Raw genomic sequence first — 16,443 nt, forward strand, 5'->3', positions numbered from 1 at the left:
TAGGGATTATTTATAGATGAGCAAACAAAAAATCACCCAAGCTAAGGTAAGATTTTCGATAAGAATAAAGCCGATTACCATTATATCTATTTTTTTATGCAGCTTTATTTTATATGCACAAGAAACATTAAAAACTGAAGATAAGGCTAAAAAAAGCTACTTTGTAGAAGAAGGCAATAAGGGTGCATCTTTATATCAGCATTTATCATGGGAAGCAGTAGACAACATATTAGGTTTTGAATTTGTACTCGAAAAACAAGATAAATCCGGTGACTGGGTACAAATCGATAAAAAAAAATTAAAAAAAAATTCACTCAATGTTTCTTTAAAACCGGGGAAATACCGCTATAAGGTAGCTATAATTAATCTTCTTAATCAGTTGGACTCTGCAAGTGAATATAGAAATTTTGATGTGCGTGTCGCCTATCAGCCTGAAGTTTCATCATTATCCGTCAATACAATATACTTTGATGATATGGATTCCAATTCAAACTCTGTCATAGTTTTAGGTAAAAATCTTTTTTCGGAAACGATGTTTACTTTGAGTAATGATAAATATTCAGTACCGTGTACTGTAACCGAAACGGATGAGGCCGGAAAAAGAATAAAACTTAAGCTGGATTTTTTAAAGCTCAGATCCGGAACTTATACCTTTACAGCAACAGATCCGAGCGGTTTATACGATAGTTCCCAAAATATCGTATTTGCATTCCAAAAACCGATCGACATATTTTTATCGTTGGGATACACTTTTAGCGGCTTTATACAGAATGAGGTTTTATATCAATATTTTAAATCGAATATTTCTCCTGCCGGAGGCTCTTTACGGTTTAGTGTTATACCTATAAAAAAATTTTACGGCCGTATAGGTTTTAATCTTTCAATTTCAAGCTTATTTTTAAAAAATCCTAAGAATGAAATTTATACATTAAAAGCCGGTTTTATGATACCTCAATTTAACTTTGTATATATGTTTCCAATAATCAAAAACAGACTTAATTTTGACTTGCATTTGGGAGGAGGTGCCGCATTTTTAATACAGGCAAAATTTTCGTATCCCGATGCGGATATGCAAAGCCCTGCATATTGGTTTTGGTGCCCTTCCGTAAACGGAGGAACAGCTCTTCAAGTTTATCTTTATAAAAAATTATACTTTGAAATAAATTTGGATCACATTATTCTATTTAGAAAAGATTTTCCTAAATATGTAATTCAGCCTTCCCTTTCTTTAGGCTGGGAATTTTAACCTATAGGAGAAATAAAAATTATGAAAAAAATTTTAACTAAATTTTTACCCTTATTGCTTTTAATAAGTTTAATGTCATGTAATCAGCTTGTTGTCGGTATTGAAAAAACTTTTTCCTATTGGGCAAATGGTGCAACGATAATCGGAATTGAACTTCCCCCGAACCTTCAGGTTGACGGGGACGGTTTTTCCTCCTTGCCTTCCAGCCAAGATGCATGTATTTGTTTTAAACTTAATAACCCTCAAAAATTTGAATTTTTAATGCCCAATGGTTCAAACGCTCCGGCCGATATTATCGTCTTTGATGAAAACGTGAAGGGTAAAAACGGAGGAAGGCCTAAATTCGGAGAAGGAGAAGATTATTCTTTAATACAAAAAGATTCCGATACGCTTGAGCTCACTTATAAAAAAGAATTTTTACTTAAAAACGAACAGGGTAAGGCGAACCTCAATCCTAAAATAAAACTGTACAATAAAAAAGATAACCGAAGATTTGCACAAAACTATAATTATAAACTTAGAGCTAACACAGTTCCTCCTAAACCGGAATGGTTTACTACAGGAAAAATACAACAGGGGACTGATTGGTATTATGTTTTAATCTTTAAATTTGAAGGTCTTACTAATTCAATAGATATTGAAAATTTTCTTCATAAAGATATATCTGAGGTTTTGTTGACTGAAGTAGGAACTCAAAAAGCTCCTATTCAGATAAAATTAAAAAATAACGGCTTCGATGTCAGCGATTCTCAGGGGAATCTTATTCCTGCGGACAAAGAAATTAAGCCTCTTGCACCTACAGATCTAACGGGAGGCGGCCCAACAAGTTTTGAGCCTATCCCTGCTGCGAATTCTGATGATAGAAAATGGATGCTTTGCATCAAAACAGGGGTAAAAACCGGAGATAGCTTGAGTTATAAGGTCAAAGTAAAAGATTTGCGGGGTCTTCCTTCTGAAGAAACTTCAGGTGTAACCAATGCGGCAAAACTTCCTGTTCCGCAAATTTCTTACGATTCCGAAATGGCTGCATTAACAAGCTCCGGAGTCTATATGGATAATGAACCTGCATTGAACAATCATAGCTCAAGTTCTACAAATCCGATTCTCATATCTTCATGTTTTGGAAAGACTGTTGTCCTAAAAGCTCATAATACCGCTTATCCTTCTGATGTAACTATAGAGGCTGAGGTAAAACTATCGGCTTCTACTCCGGCTCCCTCAGGTTTTGCAGGGCCTAAAGGTAGCAGCCAACTAAGCGGAAACACTACAAAGATATTACTGGACCCGATTCCGGGAGTGGATGAAATATATGAGGTCAAAGTAAAGGCAAGCGCAAGCGGGTCTAATTATACCGACAGCGATGAAAAGACTTATTATTATCAAATAAAAAAGGAAGTACGTGCCGGTACGAGTTCATGGCAGATTCTTAAAAAGGCTGTAAACCTTGCTTCTGACAGGGATACTATTTATATAAACGGGCATATAAAGTCAACAAGTACAGCAAATAACTCGGGAGAAATTGAGGTAGACAAAAACATAAATATCAAAGGCTCAACCGGAAAGACCAATGACATTATAGATGCTAATAGGATCGGCCCTGATAATCCTAGTCCTACTCATCGTATTTTCAATATAAAAAACGGCGGATCTTTGAACTTGACCGGCCTTACCCTACAAGATGGAAAAGTTGAAGGAAGTACTTATGAGGCTACAGGCGGGGCTATAAAAGCTGGAAATGGCTCGGTTTTAACTCTAGACAATACGGATATAGCAGATTCTGAAGCCGGTATGGCAGGAGGAGCTATATCTTCAACCGGTAATATTGGTATTAAAGGTAATTCTGTAATAAGAAACAATAAAACTATTTCTCCAAACGGTTTAGGAGGAGCTATCTATAACGGCGGAACTCTCAAAATATCCGGTTCTGCACAGATAACTGTCGATGCAGCCAAAAACGATGTTTATCTTCCTGCAGAAAAAGTAATCACAGTTACGGGAGTACTAACTCAAACCTCTGTCGCAAGAATAACGCCTGCAAACAATACATATAGTACCGGTAGACAGGTAGTAAAAGGCGCTTCCGGCGTTACTCTTTCAAGTCAAGTATCTAAATTCAAGGTTTCCGATGATACTGATGGTAAGAAGTGGAAAATCAATACTGACGGAAAATTGGAGCTTGCAAACAAGACTATAACTGTTACGTCTTGGAAAGAATTAAAAAAAGCCGTTAAAGAAGGCGAGAATAATACTATTCTTGTTGATAGTAATCTTACGGCCGCATACGGTACTGATGAAGAAAATTACGGCACAATAGAAATAGAGAAGAATATGACTATTAAGGGAAATAATACTTCCTCACAAAATGTTATTGAGCTTGACCTTACTACCTTTACAGGAAGTGGTCGTAATAAAAAACATAAAATATTTAAGATTAGCAACAATGCCGTAGTCAAACTGGAGAACCTTGAATTAAAAAACGGCTATTCAACAGATTCAGGCGGAGGTATAGATATTGCAAGCGGAAATGTTACCTTATCCAAGGTAACTATAGACAATTGTACTGCTAAATCAAATGGAGGCGGTATTGCCGTTCGAGGAGGCTCTTTAAAGATTAAAAACGGCTCACTGATCCAAAATTGTAAAGCAAGTAAAGACACAACAAGTAGTTTAGCTGTTGCTAACGGGGGCGGGATATTTGTAGGCGAGCATGGCACTCTTGAACTTGATGGTATACGAATATATAAAAATTCTGCCGACAAAAATGATGGAGGAGGAATTTATACTAAAGGAACTACAAGCATCGTTTCGGCTACAATAGAAGAAAATTCTTCTATATCAAGCGGAGGGGGCGGCATTTATATCGAAGATGGAACATGTACAATAGGTAATACTGCAACAGGGAATATCATTATAAAAAATAACAAATCTGATCTTGGTGCAGGAATTTACATTAATCGAGGAACTCTTGATATACAAAGAGGTCTTATTGAAAATAATAGTACGGAGGAAGGCACAGGGTTTAAATACGGAGGAGGCTTATATTTAGCAAACGGAACGGTCAATATGTCCGGTGGAGAAATTAAAACTAATTCAGCCGGCATAGGCGGTGCCGTTTATTTTGAAAATGGGACATTTAATATATCTGGAGTTGCCAAAATAACCCCATCAATAACTCCTAATGAAAATGCACAGGGCCAAAACGATGTGTATCTTTCAGATGATAAGAAAATTAAAATTACAGGTACCTTAACTGCCGGCCAAAATCAGGCTGCAAGAATTACCGTGCCTGATGCTAATTATACTGAAGGAACAGTAGTACTGGAAGGTGAAGGTACTGTTAATCTTTCAAATGAAGCTAAAAAATTCAAAGTAACAAAGAAAGAATCTCAAAATTGGTATGTGGGTAATAATGGGCAACTAACAACTACTGCCCCTAGCCCATAGAAAGCTGTCTTTAAAGCCAGGGCTTAAAGCCGGGCTTTAAGCCCTGCCGTCTTAAAGATAAAATCCATATCGCTGTTCTCTTCGATGAGGGCAGCGAGTTTATCCAGCTCTTTTTCGAGCTCGGCATCGCTTTGGGCTTGGGTATTGCATTTTTTATCATCGTCTATGAGGCTGTCCTCATCGGCGAGTTCCAAGTGCATGTAGGGGATAGTTGCTATCACAGGAATCTTTACAAGGTCTTCAATCATCTTGATGCCGGGATCTAAAAGGCTCTTATCTCCGCGGAATTTATTTATAATCATGCCCTTAATTCTTTTCCTGTCTTTTTCGGGGAGGAGCATTACGGTTCCGTAGAGCTGGGCAAAGACACCGCCCCTGTCGATGTCGGCAATCAAGAGAACGGGAGCGTCGGCCATCTCGGCCATGCCCATGTTGACAATATCGTTTTGGTTTAGGTTTATTTCGGCAGGACTCCCGGCTCCCTCTATGACAACAATATCGTTTTTCTTTTCAAGTTTTTGAAAGGTTTTTAAAATCATCGGTTTACAGGTCTTTTTATATTCAAAATATTCCCTCGCCTTCATCTCCTTTTTTTCTTCCCCTAAGATTATAACCTTAGAGCCTACATCCGTTTTGGGTATGAGGAGAATCGGGTTCATTTCGGGACGGGGCTCAATACCGGCTGCCCTCGCTTGAAGGGCTTGGGCACTGCTTATCTTTTTTCCGTCAGCTGTGGTAAAAAAAATCGAGGACATATTTTGAGATTTAAAGGGAACAACTTTTAAGCCCTTCTTTTTAAAGATTCTGCAAAGGCCTGTACAAAAAAGGGACTTGCCCGCAGAGGAGGTAGTCCCTTGAATCATTATGCTTGCCATCAGTTTAGAGCACAAATGCCATAAGGTGGGCGACAAAGCCTGCAAAGAGGCCGCCGATGGTGTGGCTTAAAATAGCCTTGCCTGTCATCTCCTTCGTGTCGAGAGCATCCATCATTGCGATATGGGTAGAAATATAACCGCTCCAGCACATACAGATGGCTGTAAAGACTGCTATATCGTTTGCATTTATTTTCCCCACAAAGGACATTTCTTTTACAATGCCGAGGGCTGCACCTGTAGAGCCGAGGGCCGTAATCGGAACGGAGATAGCTTCAGGGCTGCTGAAGCCGTAAATAGGGTTCAATATAAAACTTAGTTTTTGACCAATCCATGGAAGAACGGCGATTCCTTCGCGGGCTCCTCCGGTATATGTACCGTCGGCACTAGGGCCGTTTGTAAGCATTATAACTATTGTGCAGATAATTACTACGCCCGGAATAATGGCTAAACCCATGCTGACACCCGATTTGCCTCCGTCAAGCATAGCCTGAATAAACCTTCCTCCGGCTCCGCCTTCTCTGACGGGGCGCATTTTTTCGGGGATGGGGTCAACTCTTTTTGTAGAAACAAAGGCTTCCGTCCCGTAGCGTTTTTTTGAAAAGTAGATCATCAAGCGTACTGAAACTATACTTCCGGCTATTGCCCCGACGTTTCCGATTAGAGCTGCCGGAACTGCCGATTTTACGTTTAAGCCCATCATTGCCGTTGTGGTAATCAAGCCCATACCGAAAGCTGTACCGAGGTTTGTAAGGGCAGGAAGCTGGTATTGTTTAAAATAGCGTCTAAAATTATCGTCATCGGCAAGTGTTAAAATTGCAGGGTTGTCCGATAAAAAGCAGTTTAAGATACCGAGGGAAGAAGCTCCCGGTAAGTCGTACAAGGGTTTCATCAGTTTGGACAAGATTTTGTTAATCAAAGCAATGGTTCCGAATTCCGAAAAAAGTCCCGAAACGGCTCCGGCCAATACCGCTACAGCCATTAGATACAAACAGATATTGATAAGCAAATCAAAACCTGTTTCCATCATGGTTTTAATCATATTTACGCCGCCCATAACCGAGCCGACCCCAAAAAAGAAAGCAGAAAACAAAGCTAAAAATATAAAGTTTTCTGCCCCAATTTCTTTCTTAAAAAAAGATTTAGTTTCCATACCTTTAAGCACTCCAAAGCAACTTGTAAGTTATTTTTGGATTATATTCAAACTATAGTTTTTTTTCAAGCAGGGGATAAATTAACGATTATAAATTGAAGATTAGGAATTTATACAATCCCGTTTTTAAAGGCAAAGGCGGCCAGCTGTGTTCTATCGGAGACAAAGGTCTTATCGAATATTACGGAAATATTGTTTTTTATTGTGCCTTCCGAAAGTCCTTGCTTGTAGGCAATCTGTTTATTGGAAAGCCCTTCCGAAACAAGTCTTATAATTTCTATCTCCTTTTGGCTCAAGCCGAACTCGTCTTGAATTTCAGTCAAGGGCCTTATAACTCTTTCTTCCTCTTCATGATTTTCAAAAAGCATGTTTTTTGCAACTTCAGGATTTATAACGATGTTCCCTGAAATAGCGGCCTTGATTCCGTCATAGATTACGTCCGGAGAACTGTCCTTTAAAAGATATCCCGATGCTCCGTATTGAAGGGCTTTTTGAATATATTCGGTATCGTTAAAGGTTGTGAGAATCAATATTTTTATATCGGGGAAACTCTTTTTTATTTTTTTTGTTGCTTCCACACCGTTACATTCCGGCATCCTTATATCCATGAGTAGGAGCTCAGGATTTTTTTCTTCGCATACTTTTAGGGCATCGTTTCCGTTGCTGCCTGTTGCAATAACCTCAATATCGGGATAAGATTGAAAGATAATTTTTAGCCCTTCACAGATGAGCTTTTCATCGTCTATAATAGCTATTCTCATAAACTTAATATAGCACAGTTTTACTGGTGAATCAAGAACAGGGATTTTCAAATGCGTCCTCTTTACAGACAGACTCATTTTAATTAAAATTAAAGAATATTTATTTTAACATTTTAAGAGGTATTATATTTTATGCAAAATTTATTGGATAATGTTCAAAAATGGCTTTCGGAAGATTCGGTGAGAGGAGATATTTTTTTGCTGTTTGCCGTTTTGATTGTTTCTTTTATTCTTCATAAAGTGTTAAAGAAAATATTGTCGGGAACGGTAAAAAAAATACTGTCCCGCATTACAGCCAAAACAAAAAGCAAACTGGATGATTATATTTTTGATAAAATTCATGTAGAACGTATTTCGCTGATTATATATATTTTTGCCTTTAATTTTTTGTCTCTAAAATTAAGCTTCGGAGCAGGGCTTATGCAAAAAATTGCAAGCCTTATTTCGATATGGATAGTAATAAGACTTTTGCACGGCTTCTTGGACGGGCTTACAGCCTATACCGAAAACGAACCCCGATTTGCGGGAAGGCCCTACCGCAGTTATATTCAGGTTTTTATCTTAATTGTTTATATTGCAGGCTTTATCATCGCTGCAGGAACAATCAGCGGAAAGTCTCCATGGTCTCTTTTAAGCGGAATAGGAGCGATGACGGCTGTTCTTCTTTTGGTCTTCCGCGAGACGATTCTTTCTTTTGTGGCAAGCCTCCAGATTTCTTCCTATGATTTGGTTAGAAGAGGCGATTGGATTTCGGTTCCAAAATATGATGCCGACGGAGATGTTACCGAGGTCGCCCTACATACGATAAAAATTCAAAACTGGGATAAAACCATTTCTGTTTTACCGACAAGCGATCTGATGCAAAGCGGTTTTAAAAACTGGCGTGGAATGCAGGAAACGGGAGGAAGGCGTATCAAGCGCTCAATTTTTTTGGACGTTTCTTCCGTAAAATTTATGGATGAAGAGCTGAGGCGAAGAGTAGGGAAGATAGACCTTTTAAAATCCTACTTTGCCGAAGTTGAAAGCTCGGATATAAGTGCCCAATACGGAAGCGATACGGAGCATCCCTTAAACGATAGAAGGCTTACCAATATCGGCACCTTTAGAATGTACGTTACGCGTTATCTTCAAAGCCTTGATACTTTAAGAAAGGATTTGACCTTTTTGGTGCGCCAGCTTGAACCGGGAGCTACAGGTATCCCCTTGGAAATTTATGTTTTTACCGCAACCACGGTTTGGGGAGAATACGAAAAGATTCAAGCCGATATTTTCGACCATCTTTTTGCGGCCGTCCACGAATTCGACCTTAGAATTTTCCAATATCCTGTAGGCGGCTTTTTGCCAAAAAAATAACATACGTGAGTGTTGCAAATAAGCCGCTCTATTGAATATTTGTCTCCCATTTTATATAATTGCGTATGCTTAAAAATAATCGGAAGGACTTAAAATTATATAAATTCCTTAATTATGTACTTCTTGCAATAATCCTTATTATAATTGCAGGTTCCGTTTTTTCTCTTTTTAAGAAAAAAAACGCCGATGAGGTTTTAAGACTTGAAAGTCCTTCGGAGATACGCGGAAAAAAGGCCCTTTATTCCGACTTGGGGCGGCTTAGAATTCCTACAGCCGATACCGCGCCCGGCACCCTTGTCGTTTTTCCCGTTTTGGAGTATAATTCTGAGGATAAGGCCTTTGAGGAAGAACTTGTCCAAAAGAAGGAAAATATACGAAAAAGCCTTATTGACTGGTTTTCGCAAAAAACCGTATATGAGCTTTATACCATGCCTGAAAACGAGGTTAAAAAAGAAGTATTGGCCGAGATAAATTCTATTCTAAATTTATCGCGTATAAAACGCATATATTTTAAGGACTTTGTTATTTTGGAATGAGGTTCCTAAAATCATATTTTGGAGGATTAAAATGAGCGGACAACCCGTTGCAGCTGCACAAATTATTATAGCTGTTGTTCCCATAGTCGGTATTGTTATGGCCGGCATTTTAATTTTTTTCTACTTATTTTGGCGTAACAAGCAGATAATCTGTCAAATTCAAACTAAAACATATACTCCGATAAAATTTAATTTATCGGGCTTTTGCCTTATTTCGGGTATCCTTTTATTGATGATAGGCGGTGTTTTGACCGTTTTGTTTTCGATCATAGACGGACTAAGCTATGTACTTTTAGGCGGTCTTGTACCCCTAAGCTGCGGTATCGGTCTTTTGCTCTACTATTTTATTTCATCAAAGGCCGGAAAAGGAGAAACTGAAAGATGATTAAATTTTCCAATTTACTCAGAAAAGAATCTCCTGAAGCCATGCAAGACCGCCTCTTATGTAAGGCCGTCCTTGCGGGAAATACCGAAGCCTTCAGCCTCATTGCTTCAAAGTATCAAAAGCGTGTCTATTCTTTGGGAATGAGCTTTTTTAAAAACCATGATGACTCGGAAGATTTTGTGCAGGACATAATGCTTAAAACTTTTTCGGCCCTGCCTAAATTCCGCGGAGAGTCTTCTTTTTCTACATGGCTTATGAGGATTGCCTATAATTCGGCAATAAACTCGGTTAAGCGTAAAAGAGAATTCGTTTCCGCCTTTGACGATTTTGAGATAAAAACAAACGATTTAACTCCCGAAGAAAGGCAGATCCAAAACTGTGTAAAAAATGCAATCAGGCGGGCTGTAAGCGGCCTCCCCGAAAAATACAGAATATGTATCGACCTTTATTTTTTTTATGATATGCCCTATGCCGATATAGAATCCGTTACGGGCATACCCGTAAACACGATTAAGTCCCATATTTTCCGCTCAAAAAAAATATTAAAAACCGAACTTGAACATCAAGGAATTTACGGACAAGAGGAAAGCCCTGAATATCCCGTTTTATTTAAATTGAATTTGGCCTATGACATGTAATGAAGCTATTAACCGCTATATGATGCTTGATAAGCATGAAACGGTTCCTTTTGCAGTTACCTTTCATCTTTTGCGGTGTAAAAAATGCCGCAGTCTTGTCCGTGCTCTTACACAGGCTTCAAATCTATATACTTCTTCTTTTCAAACCAAGGCAGATGATGCTCTTACGGAAAAAACAATGGTAAAAATTCATGCTGCAATTCCCGATCTTTTAAGTCTTCAGGCAGAAAAATACCGGCTGCCCAACGTAAGCATTTTGCCTTGGGCTATTGTAGGCATATTGATGATTGTAGGTCTTGCCTATATACCGTTTACAGAAATAGGTAAATGGGCAGCAGAAAATTTTAAGCTTAGTTTTGTTATTCCTTTTGTCCTTGTATTTGCAGTATTTGTGAGTGTTTACTCTGCAATTTTCGTTTACCGTAATCTTGATTTTTTTGTGAAGAAATTCGATTTAAAAAAAGAGAAAGCTTAGTGCCAGACTGCCGTAGGATTTATTGTTGCTCCGTTTTTATAAACCGTAAAATGAACATGGGGGCCTGTACTTCTTCCTGTTGTGCCGACGGTTCCTATCTTGGTTTGAGCGGTAACATACTTTCCTCTGGAAGTTAAAATAGTATTCATGTGTCCGTAAAGGGTTTGATAGCCTGAGTGATGCCTTATTATTACATAGTTACCGTATACATTGCTGTAACCTGTTGCGGCCACGGTTCCCGGGAGGGCTGCGTAGATGGGGGCGCCGAGGTATGTCGCAAGGTCTATTCCGTTATGAAAGCTCCTCTTTCCTGTAAAAGGGTCCCGTCTCCAGCCGTAACGGGAAGTTACCCTGTATCCTCCGTGTATGGGGGATTTAAAAAGGTCTCCATTTATTTCTTGAAGGGTTACCCAGTCCAGTTTTGCATCGGGCAGGAATATGGCGGCTCCTGCTTTTAGTACATTGTTATCCGAAATGTTATTGACCATGGCTAATTTTTCAAGTGAGATTTTATAGGTGTCGGCCAATTTTTCAGGAGTATCGCCTTTTTTCGGGGTATAAACAATTCCGTCCATAGAAGGGATTTTTAACAGCTGTCCTATTTGGAGGGTTCTTGTGTTTCTAAGTTTGTTTAAACTTATAATCGCATCCTGACTTACACCATAGCGGGAGGCAATTTCCCCTACCATATCGCCTTTTTTTACCGAATAGACTATGTAGTCGAGAGGGGGGAGTTTTATTTCCGAAATTTCCTTATCAGGCCTAAAAGTAGGCAACCTTGTATCTCCGCCGCCCATTCCGCTATCCAATGCGGTTTCGGAAGTACCGAAGGGAGTAGACATATCTAAGGCAAAATAGGCTGTACCCAGCACCAAGAGAAAAACGATTATACCTGCAAACAAATAGTTAGTTTTTTTCATTTGAACCCGCAAAACTTTTTCCATTTAATTATCGGCAAAAGAGTGAGCTTTATTCACCCTTTTCGGATAGAATTATAATAAAAAAGACAAAAAAATGCAAGGTAATAGGCAACTTTAAACCATTTAAATTGTCTAAATAATTATGAAAGAAGAAAAAATTAAACGCAGGTATTCTATAGGTGAAGAAATTGCAAATGCCGTAACTCACGGAATAGGGGCTGGCCTTTCGGTTGCTGCCCTCGTGCTTTTGATTATCAGGGCTGTCCGCTATGCTCCGCCGGAATTGAAGGCCGGTTACGTAGTAGGCTTTACCATTTTCGGAGCTTCCTTAATAATCCTCTATCTTTTTTCGACTCTATACCATGCTCTTCCTCTAAAAGCTAAAAAAGTATTCGGCATATTCGACCACTGTTCAATCTATGTACTGATAGCAGGAACCTACACTGCCTACTGCCTTTCTGCCCTTCACGGAGCTGTCGGCTGGACAATCTTCGGCATTATCTGGGGAATGGCCGTCCTAGGAATAGTTTTATACTCGATATTCGGAAGCCGGGTAAGGGTTCTATCGGTTATTACGTATATTCCCATGGGCTGGCTCATCATCTTTGCGGCAAGGCCTTTAAAAGAACAGCTGCCGCTTTTAAGCTTTAAGTTTTTAATTGTAGGCGGAATTATTTATACTGCCGGTTGTATTTTTTATGCAATGAAGAAGGTAAAATGGGCGCATAGTATCTGGCACCTCTTTGTTATAGCCGGAAGCATAATGCACTTTTTTTCGCTTTATTATAGTTTGTAAAAAGAAAAGTGGGCCCAGCTGGACTTGAACCGGCGACCCGCGGATTATGAGTCCTATACCGTTTCGCTTAACCATTCGCTCACAGTATTGTTTTTCGCATTAAAGCTGACACCGATAAGCACTATCTTTTTGTTGTCTGCCTTGTACCTTTCGGCATAGTTTTTTTCTTTAATTTGTTTTAAGGCATCTTCCGCACTTTCCTTTAGCTTAAACTCAAAGATGTAAATTGCCTTTTCGGTTTTTACAAGGCAGTCGGTTCTTCCTGCAGAGGAGGGCGTTTCCACTTCTACAAACTGTCCCATAAGGGCAAAAACAAGATAAATGCAGACTTGAAAATTATGCTCTCTCAATGCAATGCTTTTATCTGTATCTTTTTTTACATTATCGTAGGGGAGGCTTGCCATTATCGACTTTAATCTTTGCATAAACTCATCTATCTTTCCCGCTCTTAAATCCTTTGTAAACTGAACCACATTAAAAGATGTATTGGTAAAACTTATATTTGAATATTCGGGTAAAAGATTATATAAAAAGCCGTAACGCACTTCCTCATTCGGAAAGCCAAGCCTGTACATCTTATATTCTTTATCATAGCCTTTTATCGTTAAGTAGCCCGATTGAAACAGTACGGGTATAATTGAGTCCACGCCGACCCTGTAATCGGATAAAAATGCTGAACTCATCTCCACATTTCCGTCCAAGTGGGGAATGTTGTAGTTCTCCCTTTTTAATTCGTTTACCAAAAAGGTCGGAGTACCTGTTGCAAACCAATAGTCTTCAAATCGTTTTGAAAAAAAGACATTGAGTAAGCTGAATGGGTTGTACATTGTTTCCGTTTCGTAAGAAAAACAATAACCGTCATATCTTTTCTTTAAGGCCGAAACACAATCCTCATAGTTGAGCTCGTTTTTTTCGGCTAGGGTTTCTATTTCGGGGCGGAAGGTTTTTACTAATTCTTCTTGACTTATTCCGCAAATAGCTGAAAACTCAGGGTTTAGACTTATATCGTTTAGATTGTTTAAATCGCTGAAAATACTTACCTTGCTGAATTTTGTAACTCCCGTTAAAAAGGCAAATCGGATATACTCATCATTGCTTTTTAATACGGAGTAAAAAGCCTTTAAGACAGCCTTGTACTCTGTGTTTAATTCTTCATTTACTCCCATTGTTTGAAGAAGAGGCTTATCGTATTCGTCAATTAGTATAACTACCTGCTTGCCGGTTTTTTCGTAGGCAGTTCTTATAGTTCTTTCAAATCTTGAACCTAAACTGTCTATGCTGTCGGGGGTAATTTCATATTGTGTTTCTATATTTTTGAGTAAAAATCCTAATCTTTCATTGAGAGCCTCTGCATCGGCATACCTACCTACATTAAAATCAAAATATAATATCGGATATTTCTGCCATATTTCTCGATTTTCTTTTTCGGCTTCTTCCAGTTTTTCGATTGCCAGGCCTTTAAATAATTCTTTTTGACCTAAAAAATAAGCTTCTAATGTTGAAAGAAAAAGGCTTTTACCGAAGCGGCGGGGGCGGCTTAAAAAGTAAACCTTACTTGCACTAGCAAGACGGAAAACATATTCCGTTTTATCAACATAGAGGAATTCTTTTTCTCGCAAATCTTTAAAACTTTGTACGCCTATAGGCAGTTTTCTACTAAAATCCATCATAGTTATTAGTTTATCATAAGGATTGGGGCTTGTCAATTAAGGAATTTTCCATCAAATGGGAAACTAAAAGAGCCTTCTTATAACGGCATAATTCGGCGATAAATAAAAATTAAAAAGAAAAGTGGGCCCAGCTGGACTTGAACCGGCGACCCGCGGATTATGAGTCCGCTGCTCTAACCAACTGAGCTATGGGCCCTTAAAAAGAGTCTTGAGTATATCAAAAACTTTAAAACTTGTCAATCGGTTGATGAAAAATATACGTCCTTGTATATTTTTCATCTTAGAGTTTTGCTTATGCAAAACTCTCGAAGTTGGAACCACCGCCGTCCATGGCGGTTAATGAATATACGTCCTTGTATATTTTTCATCGTTTATTTGCTGGTTTTCGGTAAAAAATTTGCTTTGTTGTTTACCAAATTGGGAGATGGTTTGGGTCCGAATTCGCTGAGGCCGTATTTATCGAATTTTTCTGCCGGTTCTTTTAAAGGTGCCGAAAAGCCCAAGTCTATGTCAGAAAAAGAAGCACTCATCGAGATAAATTTTTTAGGCTTGGACGGCGAAAGGGCTAAAATTTTATCGGTATACGCTTCCCCATCATATAAGAATTTTTCACATTTTTGTTTTGTTACAAAAAGGTTGCAATCCGCCTTTTCTTCGGCTATTTGAATCTTTGCCGTCGAGGTGTTTAAGCAAAAATCGGCCGCAGTTACAATGCCGTTATTAAAGGTCAGGCTGCCGTTTGAAAGTGCAATCAAGCTGTTTTTTAAACGGGAGCCTGTAATTTCAGCCCGATTAAAATTCCCTGAAACCGAAAAATGAACGGCCTTTATGCCTTCAATTTTTATTGAAGAATGACTCGCAAGAATTCTGCATGATTCAAGTAAAAAATCTTTCGGAACATAGATAAAAAGTTTTCCGCTTGCCGGTTTTATCTCGGTAAACCTTAACTTCTTTTTATGTTCAACTATCGAAAGTTTTGTACCCGCACTGAGCTCTGCTTTATAGGCTATTGTGTCCCCGTCATAGGCACTTATAAAAATATCGACTTCCGACACGGCCGCTTCTATGTTTACAACCCTTTTTTGAACCCTTGTCAAAGCGTCAAAATCTTGGGCAAAGGAGTAAAATATAAAAAGAGAAAAAAAACATAAACCAAAAAGTTTAACCTTCAATTTTTGCATTTTCGTTCCAATAATAGGAATCGGGATAATTTCTTTTGCCGAAAATTGCCGTACCTACTCTTATTAGGGTTGAGCCTTCTTCGATAGCAACTTCAAGATCTCCCGTCATTCCCATAGAAACAACCTCCATCGAAACATTGGGAATGTTTTTTTCGGTTATTTCTTTTCGAATTTTTTGCAGGAGCTTAAAACAAAGTCTCACCTTATCCATATCATCGGAAAAAAGCCCTATTGTCATAAGGCCTTTTATTTTTAAGCAGGGAAGTTTTGCAATTTTTTCGGTTAGTGCTAGAGCTTCTTCAGGCTTACATCCGAATTTGCTTTCTTCTTGAGAGGTGTTTACCTGAATTAAAATATCCATGGCCTTCCCCTCGGATTCAAGCCTTTTGCTAAGCTTTTCGGCTAAGTCCAGCCTGTCGACAGACTCAATGCAGTCGGCATATTTTATTACATCCTTGATTTTATTGGTTTGCAGGTGCCCTATAAAATGGGTCTCATGTTTTACCGACGAAAGAGTCTCATACTTTTCGCATAGTTCTTGAACCTTGTTTTCTCCTATTAAAAGTTCCCCGTATTCAAAGGCTTTTAAGATTCTCTCCGGTGTAACGGTCTTTGTTGCCATAAGAAGCCTTACCTCTTTAGGATCCCTTCCGCAAGCCTTACAAGCTTTTTCCATCCGTCTATGCACTTCTTCCAAATTTATTTTAATATCGTCCTTCATAAATTACCTCACTGGTTAATGGTATAATCATATTTACTATATTGTAAACAAGTATTCAAGTCAAGGTACCGATATTTTCACACAGAAATCTTGATATTTGTGTAAAACCGTGCTATACTGCACAATAATGACAGACAAACATACCGATAGCAGTTACAAATATTCTCACAAAAAAAGTGCAAAAAGTTTTGCAAAGATACCGTGCGAAGCACTTGACATAAAACCGCATATCGGTACGAAATTCACGGCTTCACGGCTTCACGGCTTCACGGCTAAGGGGACTCTGTGCCTA

Annotated in this window: 15 protein-coding genes and 1 tRNA gene; 8 read left to right on the forward strand and 8 right to left on the reverse strand. The window is 38.7% G+C overall.

Annotated features, from left to right (window positions below):
- The first annotated feature begins 16 nt into the window (after positions 1–16).
- Positions 17–1,246 carry a hypothetical protein gene (locus HO345_RS02405; RefSeq protein ID WP_253683660.1) on the forward strand — a complete coding sequence of 410 codons (1,230 nt, stop codon included), beginning with the start codon at positions 17–19 and terminating at the stop codon, positions 1,244–1,246.
- 21 nt (positions 1,247–1,267) lie between these two features.
- Positions 1,268–4,690 carry an autotransporter outer membrane beta-barrel domain-containing protein gene (locus tag HO345_RS02410; protein ID WP_253683661.1) on the forward strand — a complete coding sequence of 1,141 codons (3,423 nt, stop codon included), beginning with the start codon at positions 1,268–1,270 and terminating at the stop codon, positions 4,688–4,690.
- Between the two features lie 23 nt (positions 4,691–4,713).
- Here HO345_RS02410 and HO345_RS02415 read toward each other — a convergent pair whose 3' ends face one another.
- From HO345_RS02415 to HO345_RS02425, 3 genes are all read right to left on the reverse strand, one after another.
- On the reverse strand, positions 4,714–5,565 hold the full coding sequence (locus HO345_RS02415) for a cobyric acid synthase (protein WP_366796651.1): 852 nt from the start codon (positions 5,563–5,565) through the stop codon (positions 4,714–4,716).
- Positions 5,566–5,569: 4 nt separating this feature from the next.
- The gene (locus HO345_RS02420; RefSeq protein WP_253683663.1) at positions 5,570–6,715 is read right to left on the reverse strand and encodes a CD0519/CD1768 family membrane protein; all 1,146 of its coding nucleotides are present in this window, start codon (positions 6,713–6,715) and stop codon (positions 5,570–5,572) included.
- Between the two features lie 110 nt (positions 6,716–6,825).
- Positions 6,826–7,476 carry a response regulator transcription factor gene (locus HO345_RS02425; RefSeq protein WP_366796653.1) on the reverse strand — a complete coding sequence of 217 codons (651 nt, stop codon included), beginning with the start codon at positions 7,474–7,476 and terminating at the stop codon, positions 6,826–6,828.
- A 132-nt stretch (positions 7,477–7,608) separates the two neighbouring features.
- Here HO345_RS02425 and HO345_RS02430 point away from each other — a divergent pair, with 132 nt between their 5' ends.
- The 5 genes from HO345_RS02430 to HO345_RS02450 all read left to right on the forward strand — a co-directional run bounded on the left by HO345_RS02430 (position 7,609) and on the right by HO345_RS02450 (position 10,863).
- Positions 7,609–8,829 (forward strand): mechanosensitive ion channel family protein, encoded by a 1,221-nt coding sequence (locus HO345_RS02430; RefSeq protein WP_253683665.1) that lies wholly within the window; start codon positions 7,609–7,611, stop codon positions 8,827–8,829.
- A 65-nt stretch (positions 8,830–8,894) separates the two neighbouring features.
- Positions 8,895–9,365, forward strand: coding sequence for a flagellar basal body-associated FliL family protein (locus HO345_RS02435; RefSeq protein WP_253683666.1), 471 nt, complete (start codon positions 8,895–8,897; stop codon positions 9,363–9,365).
- A gap of 31 nt (positions 9,366–9,396) precedes the next feature.
- Entirely contained in the window at positions 9,397–9,750 is a 354-nt protein-coding gene (locus HO345_RS02440) for a hypothetical protein (RefSeq protein WP_253683667.1), read from the forward strand.
- A complete protein-coding gene (locus HO345_RS02445) occupies positions 9,747–10,388 on the forward strand; it encodes an RNA polymerase sigma factor (RefSeq protein ID WP_253683668.1) in 642 nt (213 codons plus the stop codon). The genes HO345_RS02440 and HO345_RS02445 overlap by 4 nt, the downstream gene beginning before the upstream one ends.
- Positions 10,378–10,863 (forward strand): hypothetical protein, encoded by a 486-nt coding sequence (locus HO345_RS02450; protein WP_253683669.1) that lies wholly within the window; start codon positions 10,378–10,380, stop codon positions 10,861–10,863. Before HO345_RS02445 ends, HO345_RS02450 begins: the two co-directional genes overlap by 11 nt.
- On the opposite strand, the gene HO345_RS02455 is transcribed toward HO345_RS02450, so the two are convergent.
- Complete coding sequence (locus tag HO345_RS02455) at positions 10,860–11,783, reverse strand: M23 family metallopeptidase (RefSeq protein ID WP_253683670.1); 924 nt, start codon at positions 11,781–11,783, stop codon at positions 10,860–10,862. The two genes, HO345_RS02450 and HO345_RS02455, sit on opposite strands and share 4 nt — an antisense overlap.
- 142 nt (positions 11,784–11,925) lie before the next feature.
- On the opposite strand from HO345_RS02455, the gene trhA reads away from it, so the two are divergent.
- The gene (gene trhA / locus HO345_RS02460) at positions 11,926–12,579 is read left to right on the forward strand and encodes a PAQR family membrane homeostasis protein TrhA (RefSeq protein ID WP_253683671.1); all 654 of its coding nucleotides are present in this window, start codon (positions 11,926–11,928) and stop codon (positions 12,577–12,579) included.
- 53 nt (positions 12,580–12,632) lie between these two features.
- On the opposite strand, the gene HO345_RS02465 is transcribed toward trhA, so the two are convergent.
- The 4 genes from HO345_RS02465 to HO345_RS02480 all read right to left on the reverse strand — a co-directional run bounded on the left by HO345_RS02465 (position 12,633) and on the right by HO345_RS02480 (position 16,151).
- Entirely contained in the window at positions 12,633–14,246 is a 1,614-nt protein-coding gene (locus tag HO345_RS02465) for an ATP-binding protein (RefSeq protein ID WP_253684578.1), read from the reverse strand.
- 125 nt (positions 14,247–14,371) lie between these two features.
- Positions 14,372–14,445: transfer RNA gene (locus HO345_RS02470), tRNA-Ile, on the reverse strand.
- Positions 14,446–14,620: 175 nt separating this feature from the next.
- Complete coding sequence (locus tag HO345_RS02475; RefSeq protein ID WP_253683672.1) at positions 14,621–15,430, reverse strand: DUF4097 family beta strand repeat-containing protein; 810 nt, start codon at positions 15,428–15,430, stop codon at positions 14,621–14,623.
- Entirely contained in the window at positions 15,411–16,151 is a 741-nt protein-coding gene (locus tag HO345_RS02480) for a YggS family pyridoxal phosphate-dependent enzyme (RefSeq protein ID WP_253683673.1), read from the reverse strand. The genes HO345_RS02475 and HO345_RS02480 overlap by 20 nt, the downstream gene beginning before the upstream one ends.
- Positions 16,152–16,443 lie beyond the last annotated feature (292 nt).

It is taken from the genome of Treponema denticola, from assembly GCF_024181645.1.
GTDB classification, from domain to species: domain Bacteria; phylum Spirochaetota; class Spirochaetia; order Treponematales; family Treponemataceae; genus Treponema_B; species Treponema_B denticola_A.